8 protein-coding genes are annotated in these 18,080 nt (G+C 54.1%); 3 read left to right on the forward strand and 5 right to left on the reverse strand.

What is annotated here, in order from left to right:
• Nucleotide 1 precedes the first annotated feature (1 nt).
• The 4 genes from OSO_RS0123895 to OSO_RS44860 all read right to left on the reverse strand — a co-directional run bounded on the left by OSO_RS0123895 (nucleotide 2) and on the right by OSO_RS44860 (nucleotide 9,234).
• Nucleotides 2–631 carry a hypothetical protein gene (locus OSO_RS0123895; RefSeq protein WP_157605413.1) on the reverse strand — a complete coding sequence of 210 codons (630 nt, stop codon included), beginning with the start codon at nucleotides 629–631 and terminating at the stop codon, nucleotides 2–4.
• A gap of 1,165 nt (nucleotides 632–1,796) precedes the next feature.
• A complete protein-coding gene (locus tag OSO_RS44855; protein WP_010585598.1) occupies nucleotides 1,797–2,558 on the reverse strand; it encodes a hypothetical protein in 762 nt (253 codons plus the stop codon).
• A gap of 174 nt (nucleotides 2,559–2,732) precedes the next feature.
• Entirely contained in the window at nucleotides 2,733–3,338 is a 606-nt protein-coding gene (locus OSO_RS0123915; RefSeq protein ID WP_010585599.1) for a hypothetical protein, read from the reverse strand.
• Nucleotides 3,339–3,342: 4 nt separating this feature from the next.
• Nucleotides 3,343–9,234, reverse strand: a complete 5,892-nt coding sequence (locus OSO_RS44860; protein WP_157605414.1) for an RHS repeat-associated core domain-containing protein — start codon at nucleotides 9,232–9,234, stop codon at nucleotides 3,343–3,345.
• Between the two features lies 1 nt (nucleotide 9,235).
• On the opposite strand from OSO_RS44860, the gene OSO_RS50945 reads away from it, so the two are divergent.
• On the forward strand, nucleotides 9,236–9,634 hold the full coding sequence (locus OSO_RS50945; RefSeq protein ID WP_157605415.1) for a hypothetical protein: 399 nt from the start codon (nucleotides 9,236–9,238) through the stop codon (nucleotides 9,632–9,634).
• A gap of 2,292 nt (nucleotides 9,635–11,926) precedes the next feature.
• On the opposite strand, the gene OSO_RS0123930 is transcribed toward OSO_RS50945, so the two are convergent.
• Nucleotides 11,927–14,053: an ExeA family protein gene (locus OSO_RS0123930; RefSeq protein ID WP_010585603.1), complete on the reverse strand. Its 2,127-nt coding sequence runs from the start codon at nucleotides 14,051–14,053 to the stop codon at nucleotides 11,927–11,929.
• Between the two features lie 417 nt (nucleotides 14,054–14,470).
• On the opposite strand from OSO_RS0123930, the gene OSO_RS44875 reads away from it, so the two are divergent.
• Entirely contained in the window at nucleotides 14,471–15,667 is a 1,197-nt protein-coding gene (locus OSO_RS44875) for a PhoH family protein (RefSeq protein WP_010585604.1), read from the forward strand.
• Nucleotides 15,668–15,746: 79 nt separating this feature from the next.
• Nucleotides 15,747–18,080, forward strand: coding sequence for an HD family phosphohydrolase (locus OSO_RS0123940; RefSeq protein ID WP_010585605.1), 2,334 nt, complete (start codon nucleotides 15,747–15,749; stop codon nucleotides 18,078–18,080).

Raw genomic sequence — 18,080 nt, forward strand, 5'->3', positions numbered from 1 at the left:
CTTACTCCATGGCCTCGGCACTCTGTATCATTGTGGAATCGTATACCCACTTTGAACGGAACACTCTGTTAGCATCCGTTATTCCTTTTTCTGTAAAGCAATCGGGATACACAGAAACGCTTTCCGACAGGTGATCTATAGATATGTGAGTATTAAACGCATCACTCGCTCGAAACACACTACCAAGCGAATGTACTACGCCGGTCTGAGGATCTGGGTCGCAGATGAGAATGACGACTATCGAGCGGATCAGAAAAGGGCGAACTGTCATTTCCGAATCGCCACTCTCCCACACGCGAATCTCAGAGCGATTAAACGCCGTCCCAAACTCGGCCCGCAATTGATGCAACGCACCTGAGATTACTTGTCGATCGCTTTTCTCATACAATTGCGCCCTGCCGGTTCGCACCAACACGAACCCGATTTGTGGAAACTCGGCCTCCGCCTGATACCAGTTAAAATGCACTCCCCACTGTGCTGAAAATCCCGACTGCCACGCCGTTTGTTCAGAAAAGCGAGTTCCGTCACGATATTGAATTGTATTAAATGCAATGCATATAGTCACAATTATAAGAAATGCCGACAGCACGAACACAGCGGAATACGCGACTTTTGTCATGGTAATGCTCATTTCGTGATTCTTTTCCGGCACACATGTGATACTTACCGGAAGATCGCAAAGGTGTCAGAGACCTTTTTAAAGATTTGGTTCCTGACACCTTTTCTACTACCACCGGCTAAATCTAACCTTGTGCGAAACTTCCATTCGCTACCTTCCTCCGGCTTCTGCCGGCGCACCCTGGCACCTTCTAATTTCCCAGTCAAAGTGGAGTTCGACCCCACTTCTTTTCTCGTTCATCCTGTATCTCAGACTCTTTAGGCCCTTCAAGTACATACCCCTTGAAAGCTTCTTTGCGAGACTTGCTCGGGGGTCTTGCCACAGCAGCAAAGTCAAGTAGCACCTGCAATGGCACATCTGACCGCAATCTCCAAATAGATCCGTCCGCAAAACCCACGAAGAATCCACCTCGCAAGTTACTAGACGGACGGACGTCGGCTGGAGACCCGACAAGCGAGAGAGCTGAGACGTCACAATCTCCAGGTTCCATCCAGTGGATTTTACTCTGATTTACCTCAACGACGAGTAGTAAATCTTGACGGAGACTGTCGACTCGCTGCCTAGGAATATCAAACACGGTGCCTTCGCCTGCAACGGCCATTACCGAAGCATAAGGCGTCCCGGCGTAACAGAGCCAGGCGGGATGTTGCATGCGAAATTTGGCGTATTCAGCGTCAGTCCATGGAGTCTCAAACGACGAATCGACTCCTTCGCGAGGAATATGCATGCAAAACGACGTTCGAAATCTCCAACTCGTACTTGGAGATCCTTGCAATGTTAGGTCGCAAAGCTGCGGCAATTCTTCGCCACATTCAATCATCCCTGACAAACATTGTCGGAACCGCACTGACCTACGTTCAATTTCATTCACGGTCTCCCAGTTTATCGCTTGCCCTACGAACAGCGTCAGTAATGCAGCAGCCGCCACAGAAATACACATGATTAGCGTAGGTAACTGGGTGCTATTTAGCCGTGCGTTCATAATCACCATCGAAAGGTCGCAAAGGTGCCATGTACCTTTTCCACGATTTGGTTCCTGACACCTTTTCAATCACCTCGCCATCCACCGACAGACCGCACCGGGTGAGATCGCAACGGTGTCAAGTACCTTCTACGCGCATTCACTTCTGACGCATTTCCCATTTCCCAAACCCTGTCGCACTTGATTCCATCCGGCCTAATTCGGCACAAGTCGCGTGAATTCATGCAACTCTGCCGCAACTAGATCGCACCTATACGGAGCAATAATTTGATTGTGATATGAGACGCCTGCAGTCTTGTATTGGGCCAATTTGGCAAATTCGCACGCGGGCATTGACGAACGCAGCCTGACAACATCGCCGTTGGAGAACCCCACATGGAACGCGATACCATCAGACGGCCCACCAACGAAATTGTGCATGGGCGTGCCCTGGGCTTCAATCAATTTTTCAACCGATAGATCACCCGGCTTCATCCAGTGCTCATCGCCTTTTTCCGTCTCAACGAAGACAACCACACTCTTTCTCAACCGTTGCTTTAGCTCACTATCAAACTCGCGATCGGAGCTCGCCACAAACGCCGTCCCTTGCCCAACGACTCTCCAGACAATTGGTGCTCCCTGCGCTTCATTCGATAAATGCGTAAGTGGCCCCCAATAGCCAAGAAGCAAATTATCAGGTTGCGACCAGGACTCAGTTCTTTTCAAATGCGTCGGCTTCGGCACGACCCAATCAACGAGATGCCCACGCCAACTAATACAAGGCGTTTTATTATCGCTGCATTCAATATCGGCGAATGGTGTACCTATATCATGAAGCCACATTGACAACTGCCGGAACGACCGGCGTGTTCTTTCACTGCGCATCACACGCCAGTGATGATCAACCGCGGCAAACGATAGAATGCACGCGACGGCGATGAGCGCGAATACTGTTCGTCGAGAGACGTTAACTGACATTTCTTTATCCGCTCAACGTCATTGACATCACTCCCTCCATCGGAATGATCGCAACGGAGTCAGGCACCTCTTCCACGATTTGGTTCCTGACACCTTTTCGGCCACCGAAATCCGCTATTGACGAAAACTTATACCGTCGCTGATACCTTTTTTATTACGCACCCCTAAACTTTATTACTCTTTGGCCTTTGCGTCTTTACATTTCTGAAGAACTGGGAAAACAAACGTTCTAGTACTGTCGCCGACACTCGCGGCCGTCCACCCACCTTCTGACCGACACCCCCCTATCATACATTTGCCAATATCAACGGCCCCAAGCACATCGTTCGCATTGAAGAGATACGCCACACCTGAATCGTCACTAGGACGCTTGTTCGGGAACATGAATACAATCTGAGTTGGGCGAAAGGGAACTTCTTTTCGTTCTCCACGAACATCGCCAAACGTTCTTAGTCGATTTTCCATAAATTGACGGTGAAAGTGAACTCTTGCTTCTTGAATAGCTCGCTTAATAAGAGATTTTTCGCGATCCAAGGTTTCCGGGCAATTCGAGACGGGAAGATACACAATCCCCAAGTCAGGATACAACTCCAGCAAACAGAAATACCGATTCCTATCAGCCACGCCATAAGGCAATGAAGCGATTGCCCACAGCCTTTCACTATTGTCGTCGTCCACAACAAAGGCGAAATAACTCCATATGCTCCCAATAATTATTAACGCGAAAATTATGATTCGCGCTGATTTTCCGTAGAACTTTCGACTAGCAGACTCGTTCATGACGTCATGGCTCCCTGCTTAGGGCATCTTTAAGCTTTCTTCGGTCGCTCATCGCAGGCCCGGTATTATCATTGTACTTCCTCATATTCCTTAACACTTCTGGCGGAAATTCAAGACCGCCCTTTTTTAGCTGATCTTCAATCATTTGGTGCGCCCACCAGGCACAATTATTTTTCGAAACACGATACTCCTCGCATCCCGCAACAGGATCTTGGTGTTTTGCGCTTACTGTGTTGTCTTTGTTTTTCCTGTCGGGTATGTGCTCTCCCTCTTCGTATCCTACTTGATTTCGCTTAATCCATTTCACGATTGACGCTATCATTGCGGCATCGTGTTGGTCGTTGTCAGTAACTTGAAAGCACTCTCCTGACAGTTGCGTGCCACGCTGGCAAGTGCTTTTCAGATCTTTATCCGCTGGATCGTCGACCCAGACTCTCGCTGGACGGGCTTCATCCGCGTCTTTCAAATCATTTTGTTTTGGCCATACATTGGGATGCCAAGAATACGTCCGCACCGGTCCACCAGAGGATTGAATCTTAATATACGCGTGCGCCATCCTTGGAAGCGTTCCGAGGTAGGTACGACTGTTAAATGCTCTACGTCGACGCTCCTCTTCTCGGGGGTCATTTGCACCAAACTGCCGGTAGCACAACCAGATTTTTAGTCCGTATGGGTCAGTTGCTATCAATGGAAACCACACAGCATACAAATTTAAGCCATCTTCATATTCAAGAGGATCTCTTGACACCCAAACGCCAAGGAGTTGGTTATACCACCGATTGCGAACGTAAAACAATGAAGTCAAAGCGTCATGGTGGTATCCACTATATAGCGTCTCCCATGCGTAAGTACTTTGACCGCGAATCCCCCAAAGCCCAGTGAGAACCGCCGACTCTCCATAGGGCGTGAAGACATACCGCTCCTGAGGCACGCCAGCTGAGTCGATGATCGCAGTGACGTTCCAGTTGGCGTCTTGTAACGCGTAATATCTTTCAGAATTTCGGTCGCGTTGAATTAGATCGTCAACGTAACGCATGCCCCAAGTGAATTGTCGGTCGCATGCCGTCGATGTTCCGACTCTTTCCTCTACACACTTCCAGTCATCCGTGAAGTAGTAATGACGTGTCTCCGATAAGATGCCACTCGCGTAGCCCAAAGTAACCGTGCGGAAGTTTCTTCCATCGTACCAACTCTGTTGAACGACTTCATTCGTCGATGCGTCGATAAGACGTACCAAACGGTTCCACGCGTCATATGTTGCCGTATAGGTTGTTGTCGTGTTTGCCGGTTGAGGAATTGTCGTCATGTTCCCCGAAGCGTCGTATGCTGGTGACGCCCAGGAGACCCCGGTGGTCGTCGAAATCCCCGTGATTTCGTTGACAGTGTTGGCCGATCGGGTCTGCACTGTCGTCCAGGCGCCACCTGTGGAGGCTTCATTGAAGCCACGCCAGTTCCCCGTGGGGTCGAGAGTCCAGCATTGACCGAAGGTTGCGGTTCCGATCGCCGTGTTGGAGCCGTTCAACGTTCCCCTCTGCATGTCCTTCAGGCGCTGCAAGCCGTCGTTGTGATAGAACTCATCGAACGGCTTTCCAGCGGCGGTCGCAACCAGGTTTTTTCGCCAGATGCGGTTGCTGGCTCGGTCATATCCGTACTGGATGCGATCCACATCGGCATTGGTCCCTGTGTTGTACCACCGGGAATCGACAATTCGCCCAAACAGATCCAGCCCCCAATAGATATCCCCGGTCGTTGGACTATTGCCGCTCGACGATCCCAGCAACGTGTATTGGATGCTGGGCTCGGGATAAGTGACCTGAACAGCAGATGCCATTCCCAAGTACGAGTAATTGACCAGAGTCGTCGTGCCACCATCGATCAGGCCGTCCACACGGCTGGCCGAATCATTGATCCCGCCGGACGTGCCGTAGCCGATCGTGATTGCGCGTCCATTAGGGTATGTCAACGTGGTGGGGCGAATCATGTTCGTCGACCCATTTGTGTACGCGTACTGGACCTTCGGGGTGCTGCCTCCAACCGCGCCGCTATGAGACTGCGCGTCTGAGACCAGTTGTCCGAACGAATTGTACGCCAACGCCACGTCGTTGACGATACTTCCCGCTCCCACCGTCGCATTGTCGTAGCTGGTGAGGCGCGTCACCATTCCTCGCACTTCATACGCCATCGATAGCCGAAGAACCGCTCCATCCACACCCGCCCCAAGGGTCGTCACGCAATCATTCGTCAAACGGCCAAGCAGGTCGTAGACATTCTGATGCACGCAGCCCCGCTGATCGGTCAATGACGCCTGCTGTTGTTGCCGGTTATAGGTGTACGCCACCCGATCCGAACCGCTGACCGAGCCGGGATAGTCGACGTAGCGAAGCAGATTCGACGTGGCAATTTGAGAGTCCGCCAATGTCGTGCCATAAGTATAGGTCGTGACCTGCGGGCCTGTTCGCACGTTTTGAGCCGTGAGGGCTGCGATCTGCCCATCGGCGGAAAACGTGTACTGCGTCACTCGATTCTTGTCGTCCGATGCCGCGCAGGCTCCTCCTCCAGACGATGAACTGCTCGACGAAGAGGACGAACTGCTACTTGGGATATAGTTCTCGGTGACCGACAGTTTTCGCCCCAGGTCGTCATAGGTAAAGCGAGTGGCCATCGCTGCAGGGTCGGTCGTCTGCAGAACATTCCCGGCGGCATCGTACACCATTGTTGCGACAAGCACGGTATCCGACCGGGCAGGGGCCGTGGCGGGACGACTCAATGCACTGCCACCGTTCGTCCCGTAGTTCGCGTTTGAAATTGTCCGACCAAGTGCGTCGGGGTATTGAGCCACGTAGGAGACACGTGCCTTGGGATTGGAGTTCGGATCCTGCAGGGCGCCGGTCTGTGTTGCGACGGCGTTGTGGTAACGTTGCCGCGTTGTGGACTGGATCACATTCCCGGCCGGATCGTACGCCGTTTCCGCCTGTTCAAGGACCGTGTTGTTGACAACACTCGACGCGTCGGCGTAGGTCGAATCCGGTCCATACGCCGAATACTGGACCATCGAACGCCCCACTCCGTCGTAACGCATCTTGGTGAACAGTTGTGATCCGGCAGGGAACGATTTGATCAAGTTTCCTGAGGCGTCGTACCAGTTGTTGTCTGTCAAGCTGTTGCCGACAGTCCCCGTGCTGGGGTCGACCGCGTAGGTGATGGACTGATAAACACGGCTTAGATCGTCATATTTTGTCACCAACTGTGCAATCAAGTTGCCGGACGCGGTCGTGTCATATCGTTGAACTTTCGTAACGCGATCCAAATTGTCATAAGTCAGAGATTGAAAAAAATCGACCTCGCCGTCCGTGGTTATTCGACGATTTCGGAAATCGTATACATAGACAGTGTCGCGATTCGTTATTGCATCCACTGACTGCGTGACTTGAGTGGGATTGCCGTCGCCACCAGCAACACCACCGTCATACACGTTGGTTGTGACGGTCACCATATTATCCGTGCCAGACCCAGAATCGTCGGTGCCGATTTGGATCTGCGTCGCCAGACTTCTGGCGTCGAACGTGGTCACGATAATCGTCCCGCCCGGCGACTGGACTCGATTCAGCCGATCCCGAAGGTCGTAGCCGTAATCTGTTTCGTCGTAGTTGGTACCGCGCGTCCCAACGCCTGATGGGGGAATCAGCTTATATGTACGCTGCGAAACTGCTTTGCAGCAGTCCAGATACTGAGTGGTTGTCCAACGCACATAGCTGGACTGAGTGAACGAGTCGGTGGGCAGCAAACGCCCCGCCGTCGAACTTCGCGTGGCGCTGATTTGTTCCAGCGTGTTCCCTATTTTGTCAGAAATCGTGATCGCCACTGGATTGATCAGCGTGAAGGTGCCGTCTGACACTTTCTGATAACCTTGCCCTGTACGAACCGTGTTGGTCGACACATCTTCGGCATAGACTGTCCAGGTTGCCCGGCGAACGACAGTCGCGACACCATTTAGATCGATCGTGTGTGCCGGGCCGAGCTGCTGAGTGATCCGGCCTCGATCGTCGTAGGTATAGTCGGTTGTCAGATTCAAGCCGCCGCCTGAAGGGGTCGTCCAACCAGAAGGAGCCCCAGACACGACCGTCGTGTCGACGTCTTCGATCCGCTGGGTCAACGTGCCCGTGGTGGGATCGTATGTCGTCCTCGTCAAGAAGCCGCGTTCGTCCTTCCGCCAAAACGGATACCCAAACGCATCATAGGTCTGTGCAAAGCTGTTGGCCGAATTCGATCCATTCTGGCTGGTCGAAATGACGGGCAGCGTGGTCGTTTGCTGATTGACCTGATTGGTGCCCGAGAAGTAGGTGTAGGCGAAGGAGGTTTGGATTTTGATGGCCGCATTGCTGCCGTCCGGGTACGAGATCTCCGCCGACATCGGGTAGACGGTCACACCCCCGGCCGTATGAGAATTGGCATACTGCCATTCGCGAAGCAGGATTTTTGTTCCTGTCTGTCCCTGTTGAATCTTCTGATATTGCGGGTACCCCGCCGCGCCAACCCCACCTGTGGTCGCGTAGAATTCGTGCAACGTGATCAAGCCGCTGGAATTCTTGAGGTACTGGAACTGGCCAGTTCCGGAGTTGTAATTCAGCAGGTCATTGTACGTTTCGCTGAAGCCACTGACGGCCGACGGGTTGGCCTCGAGAATCGCACGCCCCGCCGCGTCGTACCGCGTGAAGTTCGACCAGGTGCTTGTGCCGGACACCACGTTGTACAGCATCGGTTGCCCGAATGGGTTGTTGTAAACCACGTTCTGCGTCGAATCTGGAAGCGTTTCGACCGTTTTCCGCATCCAGAAGTTATAGTCCTGCTGATTCGTGTAGTTGGGGTTGTCAGAATACGCATATGTAAATGTTCGCGAAGCACCGTTGATCGATTCCTTCGTCACCCGTCGCTTCGAATCGTATTCGTAATAGAAGTCGGCAAACTGGGCGACAACCGAATTGGCGGCCGTGAGCGGATCAATCGAGGCTGCCAGCATCTTGGCATACGATTCGGGACGAACAATGTACTGCAAGCCATGCGCGAAGCCGTTCGTCGCGCCCGTCTGCCAATAGCGATAGACGGTGGTCCCCAGGGAGTACCAATTGTCCACGCTTAAAAGATCCCAGTCGCCGACGCTTAAAGCATTCCATTCGTCCACGGACAGGGTATTCCATGAGAGCCCCGTCCAGGCCGATCGCGTGACCGACTGCAGGTCATTCAAGCTACCGAAGCTGGAGCCGACGTCGTAGTAGGTGTAGTCCGCCCTCAATACAGGCAGCCAGTTCCCTCCGTTTGTGTTTCGCCGAAGCGTGCAGCTCTGCAAATGATTGGCGTGATTGCCCGAGGTGAAATAGGAATACTGATACGCTTCAGTGATCGTGTCTGCCCCGGAGGTGTAGGCGCGCTGAACTTCCTGAATCAATGCCCCGGTCTGGCTTGTCACCTGCGTCGTCGTGCCGCCTGGGGTTGTTTGGCTCAGGAACGATCCGGGACTGGACGTGACCGTAAAATCGTTGAATGTCGTAACGGTGCCATCCGCGTCACTCAACACAAATTTCTGATTGCCTGAATCGTGCGTCAGCGTCGACAGCGAACCGAATTCGGAGCTGTACTGGCCGGTTCCCGAGTTATATTGGAACCAGGTCTTTCCGTAGGCTCCTAACAGTGCGATCGGGCCGCCCGTAAAGGTCGTTTTCAGCAAATACGGCCAATCCTGGCTATTCCAGTTCCAGCCATTGCCGACGTCAAAATCGCCGACCGTCTGATTTGTGTAAGTTCGCGTGTGTCCCCAAGGCATGCCGTAGCCACCCGAGGAAACATCCATCCCAGATTGGACGACCTCGCCATTCGAATAGCGCACCCCCGTTGACGACACATTGCCATCCCCACACGTCTCACACGGCCCATGCACGGTCGGCTGCTTGGGATTCGCCCCCGAAGAAGAACTTGACCCCGCGCCTCCAGAGCCACCGCTTGAGGACGACGAACGGCTACTTCCCGACGTACCGCTCAACGACGAGGAACTACTCGGAACACGGCCACTCGAGGAGGAACTGCTTGGTGGGAGACTGCCGAAGGAGGAACTGCTCGACGATCTGACGCCGGATGACGAACGACTCGACGACGAGGAACTACTGGATGGCCTTATTCCGGAGGATGAACTGCTTGATGACGAGCTGCTCGAAGACCCACCGCCTTGTGATGAGCTGCCGCTGCTCGCGCTGGACGCCGACGGACCGGACGATGAACTACTCGATGACGAGCCGATGACGTAGTAGATCGTCATCTGCAGACTCACGACGTACGCCGTGAATGCCCCAGATGTGTCGGATGTGTATGCAGCCTGAATCCCCATTCCGAACAAGGGATCATTCGCTTCCGCAGGCGTTAAACCTGCGCCCCACGTATCACCGTCCCCTCCGTAGGTGACATTCGTGGGGCGGTCACGCCATTTCGTGCCGCTGGCATGCTCAGATCCGGTAAACGACGTCCCATCCTTCGTCAGTTTCACCGATTTGTCGAGCACATATTGCGTTACGCCATCCATGCCATCACGTCGCATCGCGACCTGAATCCCGGTGATTGTCGCATTGAGTGGAATCGAAAATCCGAATCCCGTAAATGTCAGAAATCGTGTATCCGAGCTGCCGCTGAACGTTGCCCCGGCATCGACAAACGAGGGCGCAAGAGTGATATCCCAGGCAACCGAACCTGAACCCTGATTCGAAACACTGCCCGGATTTCCCAATTGACTCGCCATTAACCCGTCCTCCTTGACACCGAACGCAATGACTCACGCGCCACCGGAACATCACACCAGTGACAATCTCACCAACGATCCACTTGACTCGCTGCGATAGAATCCCGCCCAACTGACGCACGAATATCTGGCCTCTACGACCCTAACAGCCTGTTGAAGTAAGGGGGACAGGCACCTTGGCGTTCACCATGTCATGTCGGTTTTCAATCCGATCGGAGCCAGCCCCCGTTACTTCAGCAGGCTGCTAAACGCACGCACTGCAAACGAATCACTCAACGAACAAGCCAACACCCGTGCACCGCAACGTTCGCGCAGTCCATTTGCATACCACAATCGACAGCAACAAACGGTAGCAACGACAAGGCAAGCCACGGAGCAGATAAACACACATTGAAACAACAAGAACAGTCAACGCTGTAACGACAACGTTACGCAAACCGCTGAAGCCAGGAGGACATGCACCTTGGCCGCCAGGACTTTTTGGCGTTTATTCATCAGAACAAAGCCCGCGCAGCCACTTAAACACGCTGTCAAGCCGCGATCAAATCTGCACAGTGCCAGATCTCGCGATTTCAATAGGTAGCGAAACAAGAAAGAGAGTCCTCGCAATGACGAGAACCACAACCACAAAGAAAAACGCCGAGAACAAAACTCAGTTAACCGTTCACAGCCCGAAGAGAAGGGTACAGGCACATTTTCCCGATTCAACGGGAACTCACAGTACACCGACAAAGGTAAGACGTCCCTTTACCGCGGGAAAATGAGCCAGTCCCCGAACTGTGAACGGTTACAAAACTCCGTCGCGAAAACGCAAAGTGAAACACGAAGTGCAAACATCTGTCTGCAGCAATTCATGACGTCGATTATTAACATGTTTTATTACAGATTTGACGTCACTTGTGAGGACGATTCAACCGTCTGTCGTCTTTTCTGTCAAGTCGCAACATGCATGTTTTTACCCCAATGTTTCGAATCAAACAGAATCAATGCGATTTCGCATCACCATCCGAATGACGACTCGACAGAATCCACCAGGAAGCCCGAGACTCTTCGAAAACACGGCTCTTTTTACGCAGCAATCCATGCCTGAAGGACTTATCGAGATTTGCAGCGAAGAGACTTACGGGTGGCGAGCGTTGGGCACTCACTCACAACACTGTCGCGACATGCACCAATGTATACACACCGATGCAACGGCGTGTATATGAACATTTTTGTATATCTATCAACGATCGTTTCTGAGCAACTTGTTGATATGAGAGAGAGAGTGTGTGTGTGCGCGTGTGTCTGTGTGTGAAACCGCCCGGCGTTCACGAGGCCCTGGGACTCATTGCGTCAGGAACGGAGCCAACGAGGGCTATTCGTAACCGTTCACAGACTGAAGAGAGGGGGACAGGCACATTTTCCCGGTTCCATTGGAATTCCCAGTGCATCGACAAGGGTGAGCTTTCCCTTTACCGCGGGAAAATGAGCCAGTCCCCGGTCTGTGAACGGTTACGGGCTATTCCAACAGGCTGTAGGCTTCTCTGGGCAAAGCGAGATTGGCCGCTGACTCAAGGCGATCAAGCCCGACACGCAGCGCCATCATGCTTTCCACTGCACCGGATTCGAGTACCGAGCCGGATGATTCACGGCGTTTGTACGATCAAAGACGCATGAGAGCCGCCGCTTACTGTGATCGAGCGCGCATAGCAACCTGCTGAAGTCAGGGGGACAGGCACCTTGGCGTTGACGATGTCGCGCCGTTTTTTAAGCTGGTGAGAGCCCGCCCCCGTTATGTCAACAGACTACGGGAGGACGCGACGGGTCAGGAAAGCCCCTGTTGTTTGCGGCGGAGCATACTGAACAGAAACCGCAGCGGCCTTTGTTCGGTTGCTGGTGGGGCCACGGCGGGGGTTTCGGTCGATTCCCAGACTGGTTCCGGCGTAATCTCGGCAACGGGGGGATTGACCTTTTGTCCTGGAATCACCACTTCGCCGATTTCATAGCCGAGCGAATGGAGAATCGCCGCGCTGTTTGCGCTCAGGACACCGGTCGGTCGCAAAGACTGGCCGAGTGAATAGACTTCGCTCGCCACTTCGTTGACGTCAGCAGAAAGCGTATCGCGTCGTCCCATCGCAGGGTACGCGACGGGGGTTTCATAGGTTGCGATCGGTGCTGCGGGCTCAGAGTCCACCATGGCTGCTTCTGCAAGTTCGAAGGAACTTTCGATGTCCGCAGCCTCAGCCGCGAACTCGTGATCGACGAACTGCGGTTCAGCATCCACCTCTTCAGCGCCCGTAATGGCCGTCGACGATTCTTCCGCGAGATGCAGTTGATTCACAGGTTCGGCCGCGGGTCGTTCGAACTGCGAAACTTCCTTAGAAAACACCGGTTCTGTGCGAACATCGGCCAAGGAAGGTGTGTCAGGAAACGAAACCGGCGGCGGTGCGAATCCCGCGTCGATCGAAGCGTAACGATCGACGATCATTTCTTCCTGAAAACTGGAAGTGGGCGGGGCGATGTTGACCGGGGCGGCTGGCGTTTGCCCGATACTGGCATGAGCCACTTCGCGGGTTTGCTCGGATTGCGAAATCGGCGAGTGATCCACGCTTTCGACGAACTCGACAACCGAATCAATGTCAGCGGAAGACGATTTCATTTTGGCTTCCGCTGCGGCCTCGTATGCATCTTGGAGTAGATCATGAAACTGCAGCCGACGTGACAATTTCGCCTCAAACTCTTCGTCGATTTCGCCGTCCGGCTCGGACGATGCCAGTTCCGCCAGCATATCGTCCAGGTCCATGTCGGTAGTTCGAGGCGTGAAGGCCTCTATCGTCTGACGCCAATCTTCACTGCCCACTTCGACCGAACTGATCTCATGCGCAGCAAGACTCTCCAGAATCTCCAGAGCTTCTGGAACCGGTCGAGGAACTGGAGTCTCGTGCTCGTGAGTCTCGGACGTCGACGAACCGTTGAATTCGGGTTCGTACGAATAGGTCATGGGGTTGGACGTCGAATCGGCCAGATACCCCGTCGATTCGCGACTGATTGAATAGGGGGCGGGTTGGAATTCGCTGGAATGGTCGATTCGCTCCACGTGATCGGCCGAGCCCAACGACTGCGGAACTTCGTTCCAGTGCAATGGCAATTGGCGAAGATCGTTGAGCGCTTCGCGTACGAGGTCCGCCTCGGCGGGATGTTGTTCGGCGACGAAGGCGAGCAGCAGTGAATGATCGGCCAATTGATTAATGCAACGGGGAATTCCATCGCTGGCGCGCGCAATCAAATCGAGTGCTTCGGGAGTGAAGACTTCTTCGGTGCGTCCGCCCGCCCAGGTCAGGCGGTAATCAATGTAGTCCAATGAACCGGCATGATCGAAAGGCGAAACACTGACATGTGCACGAATGCGCTGATTGATGGCCTCCATACTGGGCTGGGCCAATTTTTCTTCCAGCGACAGTTGTCCGACAAGCACCAACCGCACCAGGGGACGACCATGCTCGGCGAAATCCGCGAGAATCCGTAATTCTTCCAGCAGACTGTCGGTCAACTGATGCGCTTCATCGCAAATCAGGACGAGAGCTTCACGCTTGGGCTGTAAGGCCCGAATGGCCGGGAAGAGCTCCAGGCGAAGTTCTTGTTCGCTGGGATGATGATAGGCGTGATTCAGTTCACAGAGAACGGTTTGCAACAGGGCACGACGGGTCAGGAAACTGGCATGCCGCAGGAAAACGGTTTCGTAGCGTTCGTCAAGCTCTGATCGCAACCGCTCGCACAGTAATGTTTTACCAGTTCCAGCGGGAGCGGTCAGGACTGCGATTCCTTGTCCTTGCTCGACACAGACGACCAGTTCATCCAAGGCTCCTTGAATGGGTCCGGCCGACAAAAAGCAAGATGCATCGGGTGTCGCCGCAAAAGGACGTCGCTTTAATCCAAAACTGGCTTCATACATCGGTGAACTTCCGTATTCCGGCCCACGTTAGGCAAATCGCAGGACCAGGTGCCCGACTCCCCCCAGAACGTCAAATCACGGCGAAACGGCATGCCCACACCGATGCAGAATTTGACTTCTTCATTACTTGATCGAACGATTAAGGTCGTTGGCTTGAGCACAACCGGTATTAACCGTAGCGAGAACGAAATCGGTTAAGCCAGCGAATTTTCACACTATCGGCAGTTTGGGCTACGCTTGCAGGCCAGAATGGAAGAATGCGGGGCCGTTGTTTTGCGGGCGGGCAGGGAACACGTTAGATTAAATTTAGTTGCGCGACCGTCGGTGGCGCAGACTTCCAGTCGGTCAGAGTCCATTTTCGAATGGACGCTTTGGTTCGCCAAGGCGATTTGCGACTGGTGATCGCAGGAAAAGGTTATGTCCGAAGGACGAGTTACGTTCCGCAATCACGATGACGTTCGAACATTGTTTGGGTCTCGTGATAAGAACTTACGTCGATTGCGGGATGTTCTGCATCTCGATGTGGTTCTTCGTGGAGATGAACTGCATTTACACGGTGATCCGTCTCAAGTCGAACTTGGCACCGAAATCGTTTCGGAGCTTCGTTCGATCATCGAACGGAAGGGGCTGCTGGACGAGCACGAATTTGATCGTGTCTTGCAGCGTGGCCACTATCCGATCGACGCGACGTCTGACGAAATCATCGACGTCTTTCACAAAGCCCGCAAGATTCGGCCCATGGGCTCGGGACAGCGGCATTACATCAAGGCCATCCGCGAACACGATCTGGTGATTTGCGAGGGGCCCGCCGGTTCGGGAAAAACCTATCTCGCAGTCGCGATGGCGATCAACGCCCTGCGTCTGGAGCAGGTTCGTAAGATCGTGCTGGTTCGTCCCGCCGTGGAAGCGGGCGAGAAGCTCGGTTTTCTGCCTGGCGATATGCTCGCCAAGGTGAATCCATATCTGCGTCCGCTGCTGGACGCTCTGGGCGACCTCATCGATTTTGACCAGGTCCAGCGTTATCTGGACAAGGATGTGATCGAAATCATTCCGCTGGCCTACATGCGCGGACGGACCCTGAACAACACGTTCATGATTCTGGACGAAGCTCAGAACACCACCGTCACGCAGATGAAGATGTTTTTGACCCGCATGGGTCATCACTCCAAGATCGTGGTGACGGGGGACGGGACGCAAACCGACTTGCCTGATCGCGTCGAAAGTGGCCTGAATGACGCGATTGTCCGTTTGAGGAATGTGGAAGGTATCGCAACCGTGACACTTTCCGGCGAAGACATTGTTCGCCATCCATTGGTCCGTCGAATCGTCGCCGCTTACGACGACCGTCGGCTGGAACGAAACGTAAGCGGCCATGAGCCTCACAACGGTCATTCCGTGAACGGGGGGCATCCGGTTCACGGCCACCTGACCGAGGGGGACAACAACGGACCAACAGCTCTCGAGAATTCCGCCAACACTGGGAGTGTCTCGCAAAACGAGGCGTCCGACGCGGAAGAAACATCCCAAAGCGGGAATGGTTCGTTTGGGGCGCCACGGCCCGCCATTGATTCCGATTCCACAACCACGGGAGACAGGAATTTCCCTTCGCCATGATCTCAAACAGAATTCTTAGCGGCACATGCAACTGCCGGAATCTGTGGTCTGTCGCGAATCGAGTCTCAGAAACCTTCCTATGATCTTTTTTTCTCCTCGTCGAAGTCGATTTCAAAGACTGTCGGTCCACAAGGTCGGCACGTCATGGTCGGGGCGTCTCGGTGATCAACTCAGTCGCACCGACGTGTCCCTGCGTTTGTCGATCTGCTTTGTGGTGCTGGCCGGATTGATGCTGTCGCTGCAGTCCTGGCAGGCTCCATTCCCGTATCGCCTGGGAGACGACTTTCCCAACGGTATGGTGGCGCGCGTCGACTTCAAGCGCGTCAATCAAGGCAAGACCGACGTCGCGCGCATTGAAGCGGTCAGTCGTGTTCCGCCCGTGTTTCGCGTTCTGCCCGCAGGCGTAGAACGATTGCGAAACCTGCCGAACGATCTACGGCGGCATCTGTTTGAACTGGTCGAAGTCAACAAATTCAGCGAATTGTCCGCCGAGACGCGGGCTGCGTTCGGCTGGGTTGCTCCTGGGCCCAGTGCCATCGATCCGTTGACTCAAAAGTTTGAGGCGGAATGGAACACACTCCGCGAAGCGATTGGGCCGATTGCATCCGCCGAACGAAAAATCGACGAACTGGTCGGTGAGTTCTCGCAACTGACAACTCCCGTCAAGAAAGTCGGGATCCTGGATATTTCGGAGCTGGCGCGACCGCTGCAGAAAATCCGCCTGGACGATGAAATCAACATCGTGGAAAACGAAACGGATAAACCGCTGACACGTTCCGCGTCCGATGCCGTACTCGACGAACTGTTGAAGGCCACGGGGATCTTGGGCAGTCAGTGGAAATCCTTTCCATCGCTGCTTCCCTTGCAGCCAATTCTTGAGCGATGGTTCAAGAATCGAGCAATCCCGTCGCTGGAGTTTGACCAGGCGGCAACGAACATCAAGATCGCCGAAGCGAACGAGAAAACCGAGCCCGTCGAAGATGAGTATAAGCGCGGACAACTGTTGATCGCCCCAGGCAGTATCATTAAGAGCGAAGAGCTCAATGTGTTGCACGCTCAGTACGATGAGCTCGAGAGCAAAGTCACGTTCTCGGAACGCATCGTTCGAATGGTTTCGGTCTTCCTGTTGCTGACCGTCCTGGCCGGATTGAACGGCTTTTATCTGGTTCGAAACGAGCGACGACTGGCCGCCAGTGTCGGCCGGCTGACCGTCTACCTGCTCGCAATCACCACGTCGATCGCACTAAGCCGGTTGCTGTCATTCGATCCATGGCGAGCCCAGGTCGTCCCCCTGCTGTGCACCGTGATGGTCTTGGCGATCGCGTACAATCAAGTGCTCGCCGCGCTGACTGGATTCTCGATGACGCTGGTGCTCACGCTCGCCATTGGCGGCGGGCTTGGTCAGTTCGTGGTGCTGATGAGTGCGATTGCGGCGTCCGTCGTGCCGCTGAATCAGGTTTCCAACCGCATGAAGCTGGTTCGTGTGGGATTTGGTGCGGCCATCACGTTTCTGTTTGTTTCGCTGGGCACGGGCATCATTGAAACTCAGCAGCTCAGTCGTCTTTGGTCCGATCCGGACCAGCGATTCCTGCTGAATATTCTCCGCGGGGCAGGGTGGTGCTTCCTGTCCGGATTTCTGGTCTCGGGAAGTCTGCCGTTCATTGAGAGCCTGTTCGGGGTTGTCACCGATATCAGCTTGTTGGAACTGAGCGATGTCTCGCACCCGTTACTGCAAGAATTGATTCAGAAGGCCCCTGGGACCTACAGCCATTCCAACGGTGTCGCCACAATCGCGGAGACTGCGGCCGATGCCATTGGCGCAAATGGCCTGCTTTGTCGCGTCGGTGCCTACTACCACGACATCGGTAAGATCATGAAGCCCCACTATTTCGTCGAGAATATGACGGCGGGGCAAACCAGTCGACACGAATCCCTCAATCCCGCCATGAGTGCCCTGGTCATCATCGGCCACGTCAAGGATGGTGTCGAACTGGCACACCAACACAACTTGCCCGAACCGCTGATCGACTTCATCGAGCAGCACCACGGAACAACGCTGGTCGAATACTTTTTCCACGCGGCAACGAAACAAGCAGAATCGCAGCCTGATCATCGGTTCGATGTCGAAGAATCGGCATTTCGTTATCCCGGTCGAAAGCCGCAAACACGTGAAGCGGCCGTGCTGATGGTGGCCGATGCCGTTGAGGGAGCCAGCCGCACGCTCGCCGAACCGACCCCGAAGCGACTCGAAACTCTCGTTCACGAAATCGCAATGAAGCGATTACTTGACGGACAGTTTGAAGAGAGCTCGTTGACGCTCAGCGAACTGGCGACGATCGAAGATTCACTGACGAAATCTCTGATCGGCATCCATCACGGACGTATCAAGTATCCGGAACAGAAAACGGCTTGA

The organism is Schlesneria paludicola DSM 18645 (assembly GCF_000255655.1).
In the GTDB taxonomy this organism is placed as follows: domain Bacteria; phylum Planctomycetota; class Planctomycetia; order Planctomycetales; family Planctomycetaceae; genus Schlesneria; species Schlesneria paludicola.